The following is a 19186-nucleotide window of genomic DNA, read 5'->3' on the forward strand; positions in this document are numbered from 1 at the left end:
CGGGGATATTACCCCATAATGGAACGGATTCCCGGCGGCGAAACAAAGGAGATACATGGAAGTCATTATCATCACCGGCGCATCCGACGGTATCGGAGCAGAGATGGCGCGCCAGCTGGCCAGGGCACGCGGCAAGGACGTGGCGCTGGTGCTGGCCGCGCGCAACGAAGCTGCATTGCAGGCAGTGGCTGCCGACTGCAATAGCGCCGGCGCCCACACCCTGGTAGTGGCCACCGACGTGGCCCAGCAGGCGCAGTGCCGCCACCTGGTTGCGGCGGCGGTGGAGCGCTTCGGCCGCATCGACGTCCTGGTCAACAACGCCGGCCGTTCGGCCCACGCGCTGTTCGAGGAAGTGGCGGACCTGGGCTGGTACGAGGACCTGATGAGGGTGAACCTGTGGGGCGCCATCTGGTGCACCCATGCGGCGCTGCCTTACTTGAAGGAGGCGCAGGGCCGGATCGTGGCCGTGTCGTCGCTGGCGGGCCTGGTCGGCGTGCCGGGGCGCACTGCCTACGGCGCCACCAAGTTCGCCATGGCGGGCTTCTTCGAGGCACTGCGGGCGGAGATGAAGCCGTACGGCGTCAGTGTCACCACGGCCTACCCGGGAGTGGTCGATACCCAGATCCGTTATCGGGGTTATAACGCCGCGGGCGGGGAACTGGGCCAGAGCAGCTTGCGCGAGGATGCGGCGATGCCGGTGGCCGAATGCGCGAAGCTGATTATCGATGGCATGGCGGGGCGCCGGCGCGAGGTGGTGATGACGGCCAAGGGCAAGCTGGGACGCTGGCTCAAGCTGCTGGCGCCGGGGCTGATTGAGAAAATGGCTTTGAACGCGCTGAAGGATGACGTCAAGCCGCACACCTGAAACCGGTAAACCGGTGTCTGAGCCGCAGGGTCAGATGCCCGGCACGCGGCCGGCGCGGATTGGTGTCAGGCACTTGTGCCTGACACCGGGTTACCGGTTTAGAGCGCGCTAAAGGGTAAAATAGCGCTTTCCCGTCGCATCAGGCGATACAACAATAACCTCACGAGTGCCGCCATGTCTGACACCCTGTTTACCGATTTGAACCTCAGCGCCCCCATTTTGAAGGCGCTGAAAGAAGTAGGCTACGAGACCCCGTCTCCGATCCAGGCCTCCACCATTCCCCACCTGCTGGAAAACCGCGACGTGCTGGGCACCGCGCAAACCGGCACCGGCAAGACCGCCGCCTTCGCGCTGCCTATCCTGTCGCGCATCGACATCAAGCAGGCAGCGCCGCAGGCGCTGGTGCTGGCGCCGACGCGCGAGCTGGCGATCCAGGTGGCCGAAGCCTTCCAGCGCTACGCCACCCACATTCCGAAATTCCACGTGTTGCCGATCTACGGCGGCCAGTCCTACGGCCCGCAGCTGCAAGCGCTGCGCCGCGGCGTGCATGTGGTGGTCGGCACCCCGGGCCGCGTCATCGACCACCTGGAAAAAGGCTCGCTCGACCTGTCGCAGCTGAAAACCCTGGTGCTGGACGAAGCGGACGAAATGCTGCGCATGGGCTTCATCGAAGACGTCGAGCGCATCCTGCAGGAAACCCCGGAATCGCGCCAGACCGCGCTGTTCTCGGCCACCATGCCGGCGCAAGTGAAGCGCATCGCCACCACCTACCTGAACGACCCGGCGGAAGTGATGGTGGCGGCCAAGACCACCACCAATACCAACATCCGCCAGCGCTACTGGCTGGTGTCCGGCATGCACAAGCTGGACGCGCTGACCCGCATCCTGGAAGCGGAGCCGTTCGACGGCATGATCATCTTCTCGCGCACCAAGATCGGCACCGAGGAACTGGCGGAACGATTGCAGGCGCGCGGCTTCTCGGCCGGCGCCATCAACGGCGACATGCAGCAGGCGGCGCGCGAACGCATCATCGGCCAGCTCAAGGACGGCAAAATCGACATCCTGGTGGCCACCGACGTCGCGGCGCGCGGCCTGGACGTGGAGCGCATCAGCCACGTGGTCAACTACGACGTGCCGTACGACCCGGAAAGCTACACCCACCGCATCGGCCGCACCGGCCGCGCCGGCCGCAGCGGCGAAGCGATCCTGTTCATCACTCCGCGCGAGCGCAACCTGCTGAAGCTGATCGAGCGCACCACGCGCCAGCCGGTCACGCCGATGACGCTGCCGACGCTGCAGGCGGTCAACGACGTCCGCATCGGCAAGTTCAAGGACCAGATCACCGACACCCTGGCGCAGGAAGGCCTGTCCTTCTTCGAAAACCTGGTGCGCGAGTACGAAGCCGAGCACAATATTCCTGCCGTCGAAGTCGCCGCCGCGCTGGCGATGATGGCCTGCGGCGGCAAGCCGCTGCTGCTGGACAAATCGCGCGAAAAAGGCTGGCATGAGGACGGCGCGCCGCGCCAGGAAGGGCCGGGCCGCGAACAGCGTGAGCCGCGCGAGCCACGCGAGCCACGCGAGCCGCGTCCGAAGAAGGAACGCATCGAGCGCGAGCCGGAGCAGGGCATGGCCACCTACCGCGTGGAAGTGGGCTACCAGCACGGCGTCAAGCCGGGCAATATCGTCGGCGCCATCGCCAACGAAGGCGGCATCGACTCCAAGTTCATCGGCCGCATCGAAATCTACGACGACTACTCGCTGCTGGACATGCCGGCCGACCTGCTGCCGGGCGATATCGACGCGCTGCAAGTGCTGCGCGTCGCCGGCCAGCCGCTGCGCCTGCACCGCGACGGCGAAACGCCGCCACCGGCGCCAGCGGCCAAGGCGCCGCGCGCGGCCAAGCCTGAGCGTGCCGAGCGCCCGGAGCGCGCAGAACGCGTGGAACGTTCGGCCCCGCCGCTGTCCTCGCGCGCCGATGACGACGAGCCGATGTTCGAAGAGGCGCCGAAACGCAAGAAGAAGGACAAGGCCGCGGCAGGCGAGGGCGGTCCAGCCCCGATGCCGATGCGCGCCTACCGCGTTGAAGTCGGCTCGGGCGACGGCGTCAATGCCGGCAACCTGGTCGGCGCCATCGCCAACGAGAGCGGCCTCGAATCGCGTTTCATCGGCCGCATCGAGATCCTGGAAGACCACGCCTTTGTCGAGATGCCGGACGGCATGCCGGATGATATCTTCAAGCACTTGCGCAAGGTCTGGGTCGGCGGCAAGCAACTGAAAATGTCGCTGGCCGACGCCATGCCGCCGATGTCCGGCAAGCATACGCCGCCGAAGAAGCCGGCCGCCAAGCCAAAGCGCTGATCGGCGCGGAAACCCTGGGGCCGGACAACACCCCCGGCCCTGCCGCCCCCTCTGCAGCTGCTACTGAAAGCTACTGAAATTTTTCGGGCTATCGCGCTATCACGGGCAAAACCCGGCAGGTTTCAGTTCGTTTCAGTGGTCGTTTCAGCAGTTTTCAGTAGTAGTCCCCGACAGTCCTCCGAGGGGCACCCCAAGCGGCGCCCCGACTGGCGGCGTCTGCAAGTGTTGTTGCCGAATTAGCCATCGCCACGCTATGCTGCTGGCTGTTCCGGACTTCGCCGAGAAAACCATGCGCAAACTGATCCGTCATTCCCTGTGCGCCGCCGTCGGCGCTGCCGCTGTCGGCGCCACTGCCGCAGCAGCCGATGCGAAGGTCACCCAGCCGATGGACTTGCAGGATTACCTCGCGCTGAGTGGCCCTGCGCCAGACAAGCGGATCATGTACGGCACCGCAGCCAGCCAGTTCGTCGAATTGTTCAAGCCCGCCGGCCCCGGTCCGCACCCGGTGGTCGTGCTGATCCACGGCGGCTGCTGGAGCGTGCACTTTGGCGGCATCGAGCAGATGCGCAATATGGCCGGCGCGCTGACCCGGCAGGGTATCGCGGTCTGGAACGTCGAATACCGCCGCTACGACGAGGAAGGCGGCGGCTACCCCGGCATGTACCAGGACGTCGCCACTGCGGTGGACTTGCTGAAGCACGAAGCCGGAGCCAGCGCCATCGACCTGAGCCGCATCGTCGCAGTCGGCCACTCCGCCGGCGGCCACCTCGCGCAGTGGGCGGTTTCGCGCCACAAGCTGCCCGGATGGAGTCCCGCCTGGACCACGCAGCCGCTGAAAATCAGCACGGTCATCAGCCTTGGCGGCCTGGCCGACCTGCGCAACGAAGCAGCCCTGATCCGCCGCACCTGCGAGCGCGAAACCGCGCAAATCGCCGGCACCCCAAGCGCCCAGCGCCCCGACGTCTTTGCCGACACCTCGCCGGCCGAAATGCTGCCGGCAGGCGTGCGCACGGTCCTGATTCACGGCGAGCACGACGACATCTCGCCCATCGCCACCGGCGAACACTACGCCCGCCGCGCGCGCGCAGCCGGCGACACCGCTGAAGTGCTGCTCCTGCCCGGCGGCAGCCACTACGATGAAGTCTCGGCCGACTCGAAATCCTGGGCAATCGTCAACGGCCAGATCCGCAAGGCGCTGGGTCTTTGATGGAAGCAATCATGTTGGTCGGTATCCAGGCATCCGGAAAATCGACGTTCTACAAAGAGCACTTCTTCAATTCCCACGTTCGCATCAGCAACGATCTGTTGAAAACGAAGAACCGGGAAAAGCTGATGTTCGCGCTGTGCTTCGATACAGGAATGCCGCTGGTGGTCGACAACACCAATGTCAGTAAAGCGGTCAGGGCGCGCTACATCGCGCTGCTGAAGGAGCATGGCTACCGCATCAAGTGCTATTACTTCAAGAGTGACCTGGACCGCTCGCTGGAATGGAACGGCCGGCGCCAGGGGGGCGAATGCATTCCCCAGGTCGGCATCTTCAGCACCCACAAACGGCTGGAAATCCCGAGTCAGGACGAAGGCTTTGATGAAATGTATTACGTTGACTGGAGCGCAGGTCAATGCGTTGTGAAGGAATGGAATAGTGAAGTTTGATGAACTTGACGAATCGATGCGCGTTTATGAGACCGCGCATGACCAGTGCGTCCTGCCCGGCATCTATATGGTCGCGCGCATCGATGGCCGCAGTTTCACGCGGCTGACCAAGGAGGTTGCGAAATTCGAGGCGCCGTTTGACGTCCGCTTCCGGGACTTGATGATCGAGACCACGAAACACCTGATGAATTGCGGCTTCAAAGTCATTTACGGCTACACGGAGAGTGACGAAATCTCGCTGTTGTTCGACCCGGACATCAATGTGTTCGGCCGCAAGACGAGGAAATACAACTCCATCCTGGCTGGCGAAGCCTCCGCCAAATTCAGCCTGATGCTGGGACAACTGGGCGCCTTCGACTGCCGCATCTCGGAACTGCCCACCAGGCGGCTGGTGGTCGACTATTTCCGCTGGCGTAATGAAGACGCGCACCGCAACGCACTGAACGCCCACTGCTACTGGATGCTGCGCAAGGAAGGCGTGGACCCGAACAGCGCCGCCGCGACGATCGCCGGCAAATCGCTGGCCGACAAGAACGAACTGCTTTTCAGCCGCGGCATCAACTTCAACGAACTGCCGAATTGGCAGAAGCGCGGCGTGGGCCTTTACTGGGGCGTCGAAGAGAAAGCGGGCTTCAACCCCAAAGACAATATGCCGGTCGTATCGCAGCGCCGGGCCATCGTGACGGACCTGGAGTTGCCGATGCGCGACGAGTACAGCACCTTCGTCGAAAATCTGCTGGAAAACGCTTAGCCCCCGCCAGGGTCACCCAATCGGCGGCGGGTACTTGATGGCATTGAGTGCGATCTTTTCCAGCGCCGCCGCGTGCAGGTCGACATCGAGCTTGTCGGCGATCTGCACCAGGTAGAGCAGCACGTCGGCCAGCTCATGGCGGAGCGCCTCGTGCTGGCCCGGCGCCAGTTCGCCGGCGCGGCCGGTTGGCAGCCACTGGAAATGCTCGGCCAGTTCGGCTACTTCCACCGACAGCGCCATCGCCAGGTTCTTGGGCGTGTGGTACTGCTCCCAGTCGCGCGCAGCGGCGAAAGCGCGGGTGCGCTGGCGCAGGTCGTGCAGCGAATCGGTCATGCCGGCTTCTCCATGAACACGCTCAAAGGATCGTCGCGGTAATCGCCGTATGGCCCGCGCACGCGGTAGCCCAGGCGCTCATACAAACCGATCGCTTCCGGCTGCGACGGCCCGGTCTCCAGCATGAACTGGCGGCAGCCGCGCGCCAGCGCTTCCGCCTCCAGCATGCCGAGCAGGCGTTGCGCCACGCCCTGGCCGCGCGCCGAAGGATGCACGAACATGCGCTTCACTTCGCCATATTCCGGCGTCACCACGATGGCGCCGCAGCCCACCGCCACGCCGTCCAGGTTGCGCGCCACGGCAAACAGCACATTCGGCTGCAGCAGCGAATTCATGTCGAGCGCGTACACGCTCTCCGGAGGGTACAGCGACAGCTGGTAGGCATCGAGCAGGTCGATCAGGGCCACGACTTCCGGCTGGTTGGGGGTCTCGAGTTTGATGTCCATCAGCCAATGGTATCATCCCTGCGCCACCTGACCGGGGCCGGTCCGGGGCGAGACATGTATAAGGATAATCATGAAATCGCTAGTTCCTCATGCCATTACACTGGCAGTCAGTGCACTTGTCGCCACCAGCGGCTACGCCGCCGACAACAGCGCCACTACCCCGCGCGCCGAAAACCCCTACCTGAGCCAGGTCGATGCCGCCGCCCGCTCGGCGCGCGTGTCGAACGTCGCCTATGTCCTCGATTTCACGCTGACCGGCCAGGAAACCTTCAGCAACGTCACCACCGTCACGTTTGACCTGAAGGACAACGCGCAGCCGCTGACGCTGGACCTGGACAAGGCCACCATCAAGCGCCTGGTGGTCAACGGCAAGCCGGTCGCCGCGCCCCAGTACAACAACTGGTTTATTACGCTGGCCGCCGCCGACCTGAAGGCGGGCCGCAACAGCGTGAGCGTGGAATTCGAGCGCAAGCACAGCACCAATGGCGAAGGCCTGCACCGCATGGTCGATCCGGTCGATGGCCGCGTCTACACCTACTCGCACTTCGAGCCGGCCGCCGCGCACCAGATGTTCGCACTGTTTGACCAGCCGGACCTGAAGGCCACTTACCAGGTCAATGTCAACGCCCCTGCCGACTGGATCGTGGTGTCCACCGCGCGCGAATCCAAAGTGGATGACGTAGCCGGCTCGCCAAACACCAGGCGCTGGACTTTCCCGGTCTCCAAGATCCTCAGCCCGTACAACTTCTCGCTGCACGCCGGTCCGTACAAGGTGTGGGAAGACGCCACCAGCGCCAAATACCCGATGCGCCTGTTCGCGCGCCAGTCCGTGGCCGGCCAGGTCGACCCGGCGCCATGGTTCGAATACACCAGGCAAGGCCTGGCCTGGTTCGACGACTACTTCGGCATCCCTTACCAGTACGGCAAATACGACCAGCTGCTGGTGCCGGACTTCCTGTACGGCGCGATGGAAAATGCCGGCGCCATCACCTTTGCCGAACACTCCTTCCTGCACAAGGACAAGATGTCCAGCGCCCAGAAGCACGACCTGGCCAGCGTCATCATGCACGAGATGGCGCACCAGTGGTTCGGCGACCTGGTCACCATGGAGTGGTGGAACGGCCTGTGGCTAAACGAGAGCTTTGCTTCTTTCATGGGCACCCTGGCCACTGCCGAAGCCACCGAATTCAAGGACGCCGCCTGGCAGTACTTCTACTCCCAGGGCAAGTCGGCCGCCTATGTGATGGACCAGCGCGTCACCACCCATCCGATCGAAACCCCGGTACCGTCGACCGCCAACGCCTTCGACAATATCGACGCCATCACTTATTCCAAGGGCGCATCGACGCTGAAGCAGCTGCGCCACCTGCTGGGCGAAGAAGCCTTCCGCAAGGGCGTGCATAACTACCTGGTCAAGTACCAGTGGAAGAACGCCAGGCTGGACGACTTCATCGGCAGCCTGGGCCAGGCCGCCGGCCGCGACCTGGGACAGTGGACCCAGGACTGGCTGTACCAGCCGGGCGTGAACACCATCACCGCCAGCTACAGCTGCCAGGCCGGCAAGATCGAGACCTTCAGCCTCTTGCAGACGGCGGTCGAACAGTTCCCGACCTTGCGCGAGCAGCGCGTGCAGCTGGCGCTGATGCAGAAGAAGGGCAAGCAGCTCGCCATCGCCAAGGTGCTGCCGGTGACCTACAAGGGCGCCCGCACCGAGGTGGCGGAACTGCAAGGCGCCGCCTGCCCGGACCTGGTCTATCCGAACTACCAGGACTGGGGCTTCGTCAAGGCCAAGCTCGACACGCGCTCCTTTGCTACCGCGCGCCAGGACATCAGCAAGGTGGAGGACAAGCTGCTGCGCACCATGCTCTGGCACAGCATGTGGGACAACGTGCGCGACGGCGTATTGCCGCTCAACGAATTCCTCGACACGGTGCTGGTTAATGCGCCGCAGGAAAAGGACTACGTTCTGCTGGGCGACGTGCTGGGCAAGATGGGCCAGTCGATCCGCTACCTGCGCACCATGTCGGCCGACAGCGCCTACACCCGCACCGTGGTCGGCCGCCTGGAAAAGATGACGTGGGCGCAGGCCCGGGCCAGCACGGGCGACTTCCAGCGCCGCTGGTTCAACGCCTACCTGGGCACCGCAGGCAGCAAGGAATCGCTGCAGCGCATCGCCGCCATGCTCGATGGCCGCGAGAAGCTGGCCGGGCTGACCCTGAGCCAGGACGTACGCTGGGACATGATCGCGGTCCTGAACCGAAAGGATTATCCGGGAGCCGAGGCACGCATCGCCGCCGAGCAGGCCAGGGACAAGTCCGACAGCGGCGAACTGGCTGCCGTGGCAGCGCAGGCGGCGCGTCCCGATGCGAAACTGAAGCAGGAATGGCTGGCAAAGATCGGCGACACCCAGACCAAGCTGCCGTTCTCGCGCATCCGTACTGCCATGCACGCGCTGTATCCTTCCTCGCAGGTGGCGCTCAATGAGCAAAGCGCAGCGGCGCGCCTGGCGCAGTTGCCGCTGCTGGACAAATCGGCCGGCCCGGTCTTCATGCGCGATTATGCCGGCGCCATGATCCCGGCCACCTGCACGGCTGCCAGCGTACAGCGGCTGGCCGATACGGCTGCGGCCAATCCGGGCCTGAGTGCCGGCACCCGCCGTTCGCTGCTGGTGGCGCATCAGGAGGACCAGCGCTGCGTGGCGATCCGCAAGGCGCTGACGGTGAGGCTGAACTAAACGTCGGCCTTGGTGGAGAGCGCGGCCTGCGCCGCCAGCAGGTCGAGCAATGCCGGCAGCGGCGCCGGGCGGCCCAGCAGGTAGCCTTGCAGTGCATGGCAGCCGTGGGCCGCCAGGAAGTCGGCCTGGGCCTGCGTCTCCACCCCTTCCGCCACCACCCGCAAGCCCATCTGGCCGGCCATGGCCAGGATGGTCTGCACGATCACCACGTCGCTGGCATCGTCCGGCATGTCCATGATGAAGCTGCGGTCGATCTTCAGCTCATACAGCGGCATGCGTTTCAGGTACGCCAGGCTGGAATAGCCGGTGCCGAAATCGTCGATGGAAAAACGCACCCCGAGCTCGGCCAGCTCGTTCATGCGCGCCACGATTTCATCCATCTTCTCCACCAGCAGGCCTTCCGTCACTTCCAGGATCAGCAGCGCCGGCTCCATGCCGTGCTCCTGCAGGATGTTGCGCACCTGCGGCACGAAGTCGGCGTGGCGGAATTGCTGCGGGCTGACGTTGACCGACAGCGGCAACGACAGGCCGAGCGCCGCCATGCGCTGCTGCGCCAGGCAGGCCTGCCGCAGCGCCCACAAGCCGAGCGGCACGATCAGCCCCGCTTCTTCGGCCAGCGGGATGAAGATGGCCGGCGCCACCATGCCGCCTTCGTCGCGCTCCCAGCGCATCAGCAGTTCGGCCCCGTGCAGCCGCCCCAGGCAATCGAACTGCGGCTGGTACACCATGTGCAGCCGCTCCTGCTCGACGGCCTGGCCCAGTTCGCGTTCCAGCGTCAGGCGCCGCTCGACTTCGGCCTGCATGGCTGCTTCGAAGAAGGCGATGCTGTTGCGCCCCGCGGCCTTGGCGCGGTACATGGCGGTATCGGCTTCGCGCAGCAGGTCTTCGGCCTGCCGGCCAAATTTGGGCAGCAGCGTGACGCCGATGCTGGCCGAGCAGCCGTAGTCCTGGCCGCCGATCTCGAATTGCTGCGCCAGCGATGCGCGGATCTTCTCCGCCACCCCTTGCGCGGCATTGCCGGCCGCCGCCAGGTCCGGCGCCAGGTGCGCCAGGAGCACCACGAATTCGTCGCCGCCGATGCGCGCCACGGTGTCGCTTTTGCGCACCACTTGCTCCAGGCGCCGCGCGGCCAGCCGCAGCAAATGGTCGCCGGTGGCATGGCCGCGCGCATCGTTGATGGTCTTGAAGCGATCGAGGTCGACAAACATCACGGCGCTGAAGGCCTGCTGGCGTTCGGAACTGGCCAGCAGGCCGGCCAGGCGGTCCAGTAGCAATCGCCGGTTCGGCAGTCCCGTCAGCGGGTCATAGAAGGCCAGTTGCTCGCCCTCGGCCAGCGAGCGCGCCAGGTGGCGCAGCAGCACCCCGCAGCTCATGGTCAGCACGCCGGCGATGAACAGGTAATTGAGCGCCACGATGGCGGCGCGCATGGCGGCATCGTCGGACAGCCCCATGACCGCCGGATCGGGCGCCGGCGCAAAGCCGGTCAGCACGATGGCCACCGCACCGGCCAACAGCAGCCAGATGGCCGGCTTCAGCCCCACCAGCAGCGCGGCCAGGCAGGGCACCGCCAGCAGGTAGGTGTGCGCCACAGGCCCGACCTGCAGCATCAGGGCCACGCCCACGGCAAAGGTAATCAGCAGGAATTGCATGGCGCGCAGCGGATAGGACACGGCCTCCTGCAGACGCCACAGTGCCGTCAGCCAGGACAGCGCCACCAGGTCCACCACCACCACGCCCCACAGCCCTTCGCGCTGCGATTGCGCGATGCTGGGAATGGCCGTGGCAATGCCCAGTACCAGCACGATCTGGACCAGGCGGGCAAAGATCTTTTCGCGCCAGTGGGTGATCTGGTCGGGGGCAGCCATGCGCTTGCTTCCTTGCTCTTAGGAACCCTGATGTTACGCCCAATGCGGCGCCGTGTCACCGCTGGGGGCGCAGCCGGCACGTGACTATTTGATAGTTTTTCAGGCATGCCTTTCTTATAAAATCGGCTGTTTCATCCAATAACTAGGGGATTCACGTATGAAAACCAAACTGTTTGCGGCCGTGGCGGCCCTGGCGCTGGCAGGTTGTGCCGGCACCCAACCAACCCTGGGTGGCGGCAGTACCGTAGCCACCGGCGGCGCCGGCGGCGCCACCGCGGCCAACGCCAGCACCCAGCTGGAAAAATGCGACCGGCCGCTGGGCACCCTGTCCGTGGTCGAAGACCGCAGCATGCCGTGGTTCCAGCAGTTGAGCCAGTACAAGCTGGGCTCGACCACCCCGGTGCTGCGCATGATGATCCAGCAGTCGAACTGCTTCGTGGTGGTGGAACGCGGCGCCGCCATGGACCATATGATGGGCGAGCGCGCGCTGGAAAAATCCGGCGAAATGCGCGCCAACAGCAATTACGGCAAAGGCCAGATCGCCGCTGCCGACTACACCATGAGCCCGACCATCACCTTCAGCCAGAAGGGCACCTCGGGCATGGGCGGCGCGTTGGGCGGCCTGGGCCTGATCGGCAGCGTGGCCGGCGTGGTGGCGGGCAATATGAAAACCAATGAAGCGTCGACCATGCTGATCATGATCGACAACCGTTCCGGCGTGCAGCTGGCGGCCGCCGAAGGCAGCGCCAAGAACACCGATTTCGGCATGTTCGGCGCCATGTTTGGCGGCAGCGCTGCCGGCGGCGCCGGCGGCTACACCAATACCCCGGAAGGCAAGATCCTGGTCGCCGCCTTCATGGACTCGTACAACAACGTGGTGCGGGCGGTGCGCAACTACAAGCAGCAGGAAGTAGCCGGCGGCCTGGGCACCGGCGGCGCGCTGGGCGTGCAGGGCGGCACCACCGCTGCTTCGCAGCAGCCTGTCGCCGCCCAGTCGCAAACGCCTAAAGCCAAGGCCAAGAAGAAGTAATGTCCCCCGTTTGCCGGGCGTACCGCACGCCCGGCAAATTGCCAGCATCGCCTTGCCTTGCTATAGTGCTCCGTTGCAGTCCAGCGCGGAGCTTTTCCTTGAACACCCACACAACTCCAGACACCGCCGCGCCGATCCGGGTGCTGCTGGTGGACGACCATCCCATGCTGCGCGCCGGCCTGGCCGACGCCATTGCCAGCGAGCCCGACATGCAGGTGGTGGCCGAAGCGGGCGACGGCCACCAGGCGCTTGCCGCCTGGGCCGCCGTACGCCCGGACCTGGCCATCATGGACCTTGCCATGCCCGGCATGTGCGGGCTGGCGGCGCTGCAGGCGATCCGCGCCCAGTTCCCGGCCGCGCGCATCGTGATGCTGACCACCTTCGGCGGCGACGCCCAAGTGCGGCGCGCGCTGGAGGCCGGCGCCAGCGGCTTCCTGCTCAAGAGCAGTATGCGCAAGGAACTGGTGGGCATGATCCGCGCCGTGCACGGCGGCCAGCGCTATATCTCGCCGGAGATCGCGCAGCAGCTGGCCAGCCACCTCGGTGCTTCCCTGCTCAGCGAGCGCGAGGTGGAAGTGCTGCAGTGCGCGGCGGCCGGCAACGCCAACAAGCGCATCGCCAGCCTGCTGGCGATTTCGGAGGAAACAGTGAAGGCGCACATGCGCAGCATCCTCACCAAGCTCGACGCCAACGACCGCACGCACGCCGTCACCATTGCCCTAAAGCGCGGCATTATCGGGCTGTGACCCCGGCCGCGGCGACAGCGCCGCCATGAGCGCCAGCAGCGCCACCGCCGGCAGCAGTCCGCAGCCCATGCCCCAGCGCGAGGCCAGCGCACCCGTCACGCAGCCGGCTGCAAACGCCAGCACGCCGCTGCCCAGGGCAGCCAGGGCCGGGCGCTGCGCGCCGCCGGCGCGGTCCAGGCAGTCGATCACCAGCTGCGTGACATTGCCGGTCATGACCGTGCTGGCGGGCAGCTTCGCCAGCAGCAGCTTGCCGTAACCGTTCTGCGCGCCCATGCCGGCGGCGCACAGCAAGCCGGCCGCCATGTCCCAGCGCGCCGTGGCGGCAGCGGCCAGCAGCAATGCCGCCTGCAGCAGGTGCGACGAGCGCAGCGCGCCGCCGCCGGCGCGCTCTCGGCGCCGCACCAGGGCGCGCACCGCCACCACGCCGGCCACGAAGGCAGGAAAGGCAAGCAGCTTGAGCAGCACGTCGTTACCCGGTGCCACCACTTCCCGCCCCAGCAGCACGAAGTTGCCCGTTACATGGGCGGTGAACAGCCCGTGCAGGGCGATGAAGCCAAGGGTGTCGACATACCCGGCCAAGAAACTCAGGGTCGCTCCGCGTGCCATATGCCTCCTTTGCGCGTCAGATCGTGCCAGGCCACCAGCAGGAAGCCGCCGGCCAGGCCCAGATGTTCGTAAAAGCTGTTGGCGGCCATGAAGCGTTCCATGCCCGTCATTTCCCAATAGCGGTTGGCGATGAAGCTGGCCGCCACCGTGAACAGGGACAGCCAGGCGGCGCCCAGCCAGCGCAGGCGGCCGCTCAGGACCATGACCGCCGCCCCCAGCTCGCCGCCGATCACCAGGACCGCCAGCGGCGCCGCCGGCTGCAGCCCGAAGTGCTGCATTTCGCCGACCGCGCTGCCAAAGTCCAGCAGCTTGTTCAAGCCGCCCTGCAGGTAGGCCGCGCACAGCAGGAGCAGGGCCAGCCAGTGCAGGGCGCGAATGCCCGCGCTGGCGCGGCTGGTGCGCAGGCGCGCGGCGCCGGGTGTGTGCGGCGCCATGTCACACCGCCCAGCAGGAGCAGCCCAGCGCGCCCCAGAACGACTTCAGGTCTGCGATCGGCAGGGAACGGGTCCATGCAGTCGCGTGCTGGTGGCCGTGCATGCCGCACTTGCTGGAGCAGCCGCAGGCTGCCGCCGCGGCCATGGCGGCCGTGCGGGCGTGCCCCGCGTTGGCGCCATGTCCCGCACTGCCTGTCGCCAGGGCGCCTGGCATCCTGCCCCAGGCGCCATAGCCGCCGTAGCGGCTGACCGGCGACCAGTCCGGCATCGCCGGCGGGATGGGCGGATCGTAGGCGCCGAACGGCCCTGCGCCGTACACCACCTTGCCGCCCACCACGGTCAGCAGCGAAGTGGTATCGGCAATCTCGTCCTCCGGGCAGCGCAGGAAGTCGCGGTCCGGCACCATCAGGTCGGCCAGTTGGCCGACCGCGATGCGGCCTTTCCTGCCTTCCTCGTTGGAGAACCAGGTCACGTTCTCGGTCCACATGCGCAGCGCCGCCTCGCGGTCCAGCAGGTTGCGCTGCGGGTAGAGGCGCATGCCGCCGACCGTGCGCCCGGTGGTCAGCCAGGACAGCGAGACCCAAGGGTTGTATGACGCCACGCGCGTGGCATCCGTGCCGGCCGAGACCTTGACGCCCGACTCCAACAGGTACTTCACCGGCGGCGTCGCCTCGGCCGCCGCCGCGCCGTAGCGCTCGACGAAGTACTCGCCCTGGTAAGCCATGCGGTGCTGCACCGCCACGCCGCCGCCCAGCGCCGCGATGCGGTCGATGGACTGCGGCGAGATGGTTTCCGCATGGTCGAAGAACCAGTGCAGGCCGTCCAGCGGCATGTCGCGGTTGACCTTTTCGAACACGTCCAGCGCGCGCGAAATGGTCTCGTCATAGGTTGCATGCATGCGCCACGGCCAGCGGTTCTGCACCAGGATGCGGATCACGCCTTCCAGGTCGTCCTCCATGCTGGCCGGCATGTCCGGGCGCGGCTGGCGGAAGTCCTCGAAGTCGGCGGCCGAGAAGGTCAGCATCTCGCCGGCGCCGTTGTGGCGGAAGTAATCGTCGCCCTGCTGATACTTGCTGCCGGCAGCCCAGTTCAGGAAGTCGTCCTTTTCCTGCTTGGGCTTTTGCGTGAACAGGTTGTATGCCAGACGGATGGTCAGTTGGCCGGCATCGGCCAGCTGCTGGATCACCTGGTAATCCTCGGGGTAGTTCTGGTTGCCGCCGCCCGCATCCAGCGCACCGGTCACGCCCAGGCGATTGAGTTCGCGCATGAAGTGACGGGTCGAGTTGAGCTGGTATTCCGGCGGCAGCTTGGGTCCCTTGGCCAGCGTGGCGTACAGGATCGACGCGTTCGGTTTTGCCAGCAGCAGTCCGGTCGGATTGCCGGCGCTGTCGCGCAGGATCTGGCCGCCCGGCGGCTCCGGCGTGTCGCGGTCGTAGCCCACGGCACGCAGCGCGGCGCCGTTCAGCAAGGCGCGGTCGTACAGGTGCAGGATGAATACCGGCGTGTCCGGCGCCACGGCATTCAGCTCGCCGATGGTCGGCAGGCGCTTTTCCGCGAACTGGTGTTCGGTGAAGCCGCCCACCACACGCACCCATTGCGGCGCCGGGGTGATTGCCACTTGGGCGCGCAGCATGGCCATGGCGTCGGCCAGCGAGCGCACGCCGTCCCAGCGCAATTCCATGTTGAAGTTCAGGCCACCGCGGATCAGGTGCAAGTGGTTGTCGATCAGGCCGGGCAGCACGCGCCGGCCTTGCAGGTCGATCACGCGGGTTTGCGGCCCTGCCAGCGGCAGGATCTCGCGCGCCTCGCCGACATGGGAAAAGCGGCCGCCGGTCACAGCGACCGCAGCGGCCTCGGGCTGGCTCTTGTCCAGTGTCGTGAAGCGGCCGTTATGGAGTATCAGCTCCGGTGCAGCAGTCATTGCTTGTCCTCCTTGGTGCCGGCGCATGGCAGTTGGCCGAAACAATGCGGCTTCACTTGCTCATGCAGCCAGGATACCTGCTGCTGCTTCGGCGCCAGCCACTGGCGAACCAGCGGCGGCACCTGTTCTCCCAGCAGGATGCCGAGCAGCCCGACCAGCGCCACCACGGGCGGCGCCGGCGAGCGCACGTTCAGCATGCCGTACAGGATGCCGGCCAGCAGGCCGGCACCCAGCGAGAGAAGATAAATCTTCACTGGCCTTCCTTGGCGTGGAACATGGTCTGTGCGTAGATGATACCCAAGCCGTAGGCGCCGCCGAATTTCTTGGCGATGCCGGTGGTCAGCTCGTAGCTGTCGGTACGCGCCCAGTCGCGCTGCAGTTCCAGCAGGTACTGCAGCGAGGTCATTGGACGCGCGCCTGCCTGCACCATGCGCTCCATGGCGCGTTCGTGCGCTTCGGCCGAGACGTCGCCGCAGGCGTCGGCGATCACGTACACCTCGAAGCCCTGGTCCAGCGCCGACAGTGCAGGGCCGACGATGCAGACGCCGGTCCACAAGCCTGCCAGTACGATGCGCTTCTTGCCGATGGCGTTGATGCGGCGGATTACGTTCTCGTCTTCCCAGGTGTTCATCGAAGTACGATCGGTGATTTCGGCGCCAGGGAAGGCTTCCTTGATCTCGTCGAACACCGGTCCGGAGAAGCTCTTCTCGGCCACGCTGGTGATGATGGTCGACACGTCGAAGCCGGCGGCGGCATGCGCAACCAGGGCGGCATTGCTGCGCAGGGTGACGGCGTCGATCGAGTGGGTGGCGAAGGCCATCTGCGACTGGTGGTCGATCATGACCAGGGTGTGGTCGCGAGGGGTCAGCAGCAGGGCGCCCGGGGTAGCTTTAGCGGTGATGGTCATGTGTATTTCCTTTCGTGGTTACCAAAGTGGTCGTAACTTGTCGAGCGCGGCGGACACGCCGGCGCCGTAGGCCTCGTCGGCCTTGTTGCAGTTCTCGATGTGGCGCTGCTGGATATGCAGCGGCACGCCGGAGAGCGATCGCGCGGTGTTGTCGAACAGGGCCTGGCGCTGCTGCTCGTCCATCAGGCGGAACAGGGCGCGCGGCTGGCTGTAGTAGTCGTCGTCGGTGCGGTGGTTCCAGCGCGCGGCGGCGCCGTCCAGCGCCAGCGGCGGCTCGGCGTAGGCAGCCTGCTCCTGCCATTCGCCTTTCGAGTTCGGCTGGTAGCCGATGGTGCCGCCCTGGTTGCCGTCGACGCGCATGGCGCCGTCGCGGTGGTAGCTGTGCAACGGGCAGCGCGGCGTGTTGACGGGAATGGCGTGATGATTGACGCCCAGGCGGTAGCGCTGCGCGTCGCCGTAGGCGAACAGGCGCGATTGCAGCATGCGGTCGGGCGAGAAGCCGATGCCCGGCACCACATTGGCCGGCGTGAAGGCGGCCTGCTCGACGTCGGCGTGGTAGTTGTCCGGATTGCGGTTCAGCTCCAGCACGCCCACTTCATGCAGCGGGTAGTCCTTGTGCGGCCACACTTTGGTCAGGTCGAACGGGTTGAAGGCTGCCTGCGCCGCCTGCTGCTCCGTCATCAGCTGTACCTTCAGCGTCCAGCGCGGGTACTCGCCGCGCTCGATCGCTTCGAACAGGTCGCGCTGCGACGATTCGCGGTCCTTGGCGATCAATGCCGCCGCCTCCTCGTCGCTCAGGTTGACGATGCCCTGCTGGCTCACGAAGTGAAACTTGACCCAGTGCCGTTCGCCTTGCGCGTTGATGAAGCTGAAGGTGTGGCTGCCGAAGCCGTGCATATGGCGGTACGAGGCCGGGATGCCGCGTTCGCTCATCACGATGGTCACCTGGTGCAGCGCCTCCGGCAGCAGGGTCCAGTAGTCCCAGTTGTTCTCGGCGCTGCGCAGGTTGCTGCGCGGGTCGCGCTTGACGGCGTGGTTCAGGTCCGGGAACTTCAGCGGATCGCGCATGAAGAACACCGGCGTGTTGTTGCCCACCACGTCCCAGTTGCCTTGCTCGGTGTAGAACTTGACGGCGAAGCCGCGGATATCGCGTTCCGCGTCGGCCGCGCCGCGCTCGCCGGCCACGGTGGAGAAGCGCGCGAACACTTCGGTCTTCTTGCCGACAGCGCCAAACAGCGCAGCCTTGCTGTAGCGCGCGATGTCGTGCGTGACGGTGAAGGTGCCGAAGGCGCCGGAGCCCTTGGCGTGCATGCGCCGCTCAGGAATCACCTCGCGGTGGAAGTGGGCCAGCTTCTCCAGGTGCCACACGTCCTGCAGCAGCATGGGCCCGCGCGGGCCCGCCGTTTCCACGTTCTGGTTATCCGCGACCGGCGCGCCGGCTGCGGTAGTCAGTTTGCGATCCATGGATTAGCCCTTGATGAAGGCCAGCAGGTCGGCGTTCAGCTTGTCCTTGTGGGTATCGGTCAGGCCGTGCGGCGCGCCTGGGTACACCACCAGCTTGGCTTTTTTCAGCAGCTTGGCTGCAGCCTTGGCGGAAGCGTCGATCGGCACGATCTGGTCGTCGTCGCCGTGCAGCACCAGCATCGGGATGTCGATCTTCTTCAGGTCGGCGGTGAAGTCGGTTTCCGAGAAGGCCTTGATGCAGTCGTAGGTGTTTTTGTGGCCGGCCATCATGCCCGCCATCCACCAGGCGTTGATCATGCCTTGCGACGGTTTGGCGCCCGGGCGGTTGAAGTTGAAGAACGGGCCGGAAGCGATGTCCAGGTAGAGCTGCGAGCGGTCCTTCAGCGAACCGGCGCGGATGCCGTCGAACACTTCCATCGGCAGGCCGCCCGGATTGGTGGCGGTCTTCAGCATTTGCGGCGGCACGGCGGAGATCAGGCCGGCCTTGGCGATGCGCTTGCTGCCATGGCGGCTCAGGTAGCGCGCCACTTCGCCGCCGCCGGTGGAGAAGCCGAACAGCGCCGCGTTCTTCACGTCCAGCAGGTCCAGCAGTTGCGCCAGGTCGTCGGCGTAGTGGTCCATGTCGTTGCCGTCCCACGGCTGGCTGGAGCGGCCGTGGCCGCGGCGGTCGTGCGCGATGGTGCGGTAGCCATGGTCGGCCAGGAACAGCATCTGCGATTCCCAGCTGTCGGAGTTCAGCGGCCAGCCGTGGCTGAATACCACCACCGGGCCGTTGCGCGGGCCCCAGTCCTTGTAATAGATCTCGACGCCATCGCGGGTGATGAAGGTACCGGAGGTGCGGCCAACGGCGGCGGAGCCCTTGGCGGCCGGCGCAGCGGCTGCGGCGGAAGCGGAGAGCGATGCGCCGGCGGCGGCGACGGCGGTGGCTGCGCCCAGCAGGACGTTGCGGCGGCGGTTGCTGATAGGGGATGGCATGGTGAGGTTCTTCCTTCTTTAAGTGGTTGATATCCACTTGAAAGAATAGCCACGCGGCACGCGCCGCGAATCGCCCATCCGGGGGCGTGCCGCCTACC

General features: G+C 65.9%; 18 protein-coding genes. 8 read left to right on the forward strand and 10 right to left on the reverse strand.

Annotated elements, in window-relative coordinates:
• Positions 1 to 55 precede the first annotated feature (55 nt).
• The 5 genes from ACWBU6_RS05020 (at position 56) to ACWBU6_RS05040 (ending at position 5627) form a co-directional block, all read left to right on the forward strand.
• A complete protein-coding gene (locus tag ACWBU6_RS05020; protein WP_452647741.1) occupies positions 56 to 865 on the forward strand; it encodes an SDR family oxidoreductase in 810 nt (269 codons plus the stop codon).
• Positions 866 to 1039: 174 nt separating this feature from the next.
• Positions 1040 to 3223 carry a DEAD/DEAH box helicase gene (locus tag ACWBU6_RS05025; RefSeq protein ID WP_452647742.1) on the forward strand — a complete coding sequence of 728 codons (2184 nt, stop codon included), beginning with the start codon at positions 1040 to 1042 and terminating at the stop codon, positions 3221 to 3223.
• A 289-nt stretch (positions 3224 to 3512) separates the two neighbouring features.
• On the forward strand, positions 3513 to 4430 hold the full coding sequence (locus ACWBU6_RS05030) for an alpha/beta hydrolase family protein (protein WP_452647743.1): 918 nt from the start codon (positions 3513 to 3515) through the stop codon (positions 4428 to 4430).
• 11 nt (positions 4431 to 4441) lie between these two features.
• Positions 4442 to 4876 (forward strand): AAA family ATPase, encoded by a 435-nt coding sequence (locus ACWBU6_RS05035; protein ID WP_452647744.1) that lies wholly within the window; start codon positions 4442 to 4444, stop codon positions 4874 to 4876.
• Entirely contained in the window at positions 4866 to 5627 is a 762-nt protein-coding gene (locus tag ACWBU6_RS05040) for a tRNA(His) guanylyltransferase Thg1 family protein (RefSeq protein WP_452647745.1), read from the forward strand. The genes ACWBU6_RS05035 and ACWBU6_RS05040 overlap by 11 nt, the downstream gene beginning before the upstream one ends.
• A gap of 12 nt (positions 5628 to 5639) precedes the next feature.
• On the opposite strand, the gene ACWBU6_RS05045 is transcribed toward ACWBU6_RS05040, so the two are convergent.
• Together ACWBU6_RS05045 and ACWBU6_RS05050 are read right to left on the reverse strand one after the other, a co-directional pair.
• Positions 5640 to 5960 (reverse strand): nucleotide pyrophosphohydrolase, encoded by a 321-nt coding sequence (locus ACWBU6_RS05045; protein WP_452647746.1) that lies wholly within the window; start codon positions 5958 to 5960, stop codon positions 5640 to 5642.
• A complete protein-coding gene (locus ACWBU6_RS05050) occupies positions 5957 to 6406 on the reverse strand; it encodes a GNAT family N-acetyltransferase (protein ID WP_452647747.1) in 450 nt (149 codons plus the stop codon). The genes ACWBU6_RS05045 and ACWBU6_RS05050 overlap by 4 nt, the downstream gene beginning before the upstream one ends.
• A 70-nt stretch (positions 6407 to 6476) precedes the next feature.
• Between ACWBU6_RS05050 and pepN the strand changes: the two genes are divergently transcribed.
• On the forward strand, positions 6477 to 9140 hold the full coding sequence (gene pepN, locus ACWBU6_RS05055; RefSeq protein WP_452647748.1) for an aminopeptidase N: 2664 nt from the start codon (positions 6477 to 6479) through the stop codon (positions 9138 to 9140).
• Here the strand turns inward: pepN and ACWBU6_RS05060 are convergent.
• Positions 9137 to 11005 carry a putative bifunctional diguanylate cyclase/phosphodiesterase gene (locus ACWBU6_RS05060; RefSeq protein ID WP_452647749.1) on the reverse strand — a complete coding sequence of 623 codons (1869 nt, stop codon included), beginning with the start codon at positions 11003 to 11005 and terminating at the stop codon, positions 9137 to 9139. The genes pepN and ACWBU6_RS05060 overlap by 4 nt on opposite strands.
• Before the next feature lie 157 nt (positions 11006 to 11162).
• Between ACWBU6_RS05060 and ACWBU6_RS05065 the strand changes: the two genes are divergently transcribed.
• Both ACWBU6_RS05065 and ACWBU6_RS05070 read left to right on the forward strand, forming a co-directional pair.
• A complete protein-coding gene (locus ACWBU6_RS05065) occupies positions 11163 to 12035 on the forward strand; it encodes a CsgG/HfaB family protein (RefSeq protein ID WP_452647750.1) in 873 nt (290 codons plus the stop codon).
• A gap of 98 nt (positions 12036 to 12133) precedes the next feature.
• A complete protein-coding gene (locus ACWBU6_RS05070) occupies positions 12134 to 12781 on the forward strand; it encodes a response regulator (protein ID WP_452647751.1) in 648 nt (215 codons plus the stop codon).
• Here ACWBU6_RS05070 and ACWBU6_RS05075 read toward each other — a convergent pair.
• The 7 genes from ACWBU6_RS05075 to ACWBU6_RS05105 are packed head-to-tail and all read right to left on the reverse strand — an operon-like array spanning position 12755 to position 19088.
• Positions 12755 to 13387 (reverse strand): YoaK family protein, encoded by a 633-nt coding sequence (locus ACWBU6_RS05075; RefSeq protein ID WP_452647752.1) that lies wholly within the window; start codon positions 13385 to 13387, stop codon positions 12755 to 12757. The genes ACWBU6_RS05070 and ACWBU6_RS05075 overlap by 27 nt on opposite strands.
• Positions 13366 to 13821: a DoxX family protein gene (locus ACWBU6_RS05080; RefSeq protein WP_452647753.1), complete on the reverse strand. Its 456-nt coding sequence runs from the start codon at positions 13819 to 13821 to the stop codon at positions 13366 to 13368. The genes ACWBU6_RS05075 and ACWBU6_RS05080 overlap by 22 nt, the downstream gene beginning before the upstream one ends.
• A gap of 1 nt (position 13822) precedes the next feature.
• A complete protein-coding gene (locus ACWBU6_RS05085; RefSeq protein ID WP_452647754.1) occupies positions 13823 to 15742 on the reverse strand; it encodes an amidohydrolase in 1920 nt (639 codons plus the stop codon).
• On the reverse strand, positions 15739 to 15996 hold the full coding sequence (locus tag ACWBU6_RS05090; protein ID WP_452647755.1) for a DUF1427 family protein: 258 nt from the start codon (positions 15994 to 15996) through the stop codon (positions 15739 to 15741). Before ACWBU6_RS05090 ends, ACWBU6_RS05085 begins: the two co-directional genes overlap by 4 nt.
• Entirely contained in the window at positions 15993 to 16649 is a 657-nt protein-coding gene (locus ACWBU6_RS05095) for a hydrolase (RefSeq protein ID WP_452647756.1), read from the reverse strand. The genes ACWBU6_RS05090 and ACWBU6_RS05095 overlap by 4 nt, the downstream gene beginning before the upstream one ends.
• A gap of 18 nt (positions 16650 to 16667) precedes the next feature.
• A complete protein-coding gene (locus tag ACWBU6_RS05100; protein ID WP_452647757.1) occupies positions 16668 to 18113 on the reverse strand; it encodes a catalase in 1446 nt (481 codons plus the stop codon).
• A gap of 3 nt (positions 18114 to 18116) precedes the next feature.
• Complete coding sequence (locus ACWBU6_RS05105) at positions 18117 to 19088, reverse strand: alpha/beta fold hydrolase (RefSeq protein ID WP_452647758.1); 972 nt, start codon at positions 19086 to 19088, stop codon at positions 18117 to 18119.
• Positions 19089 to 19186 lie beyond the last annotated feature (98 nt).

Source organism: Pseudoduganella sp. HUAS MS19 (assembly GCF_053615455.1).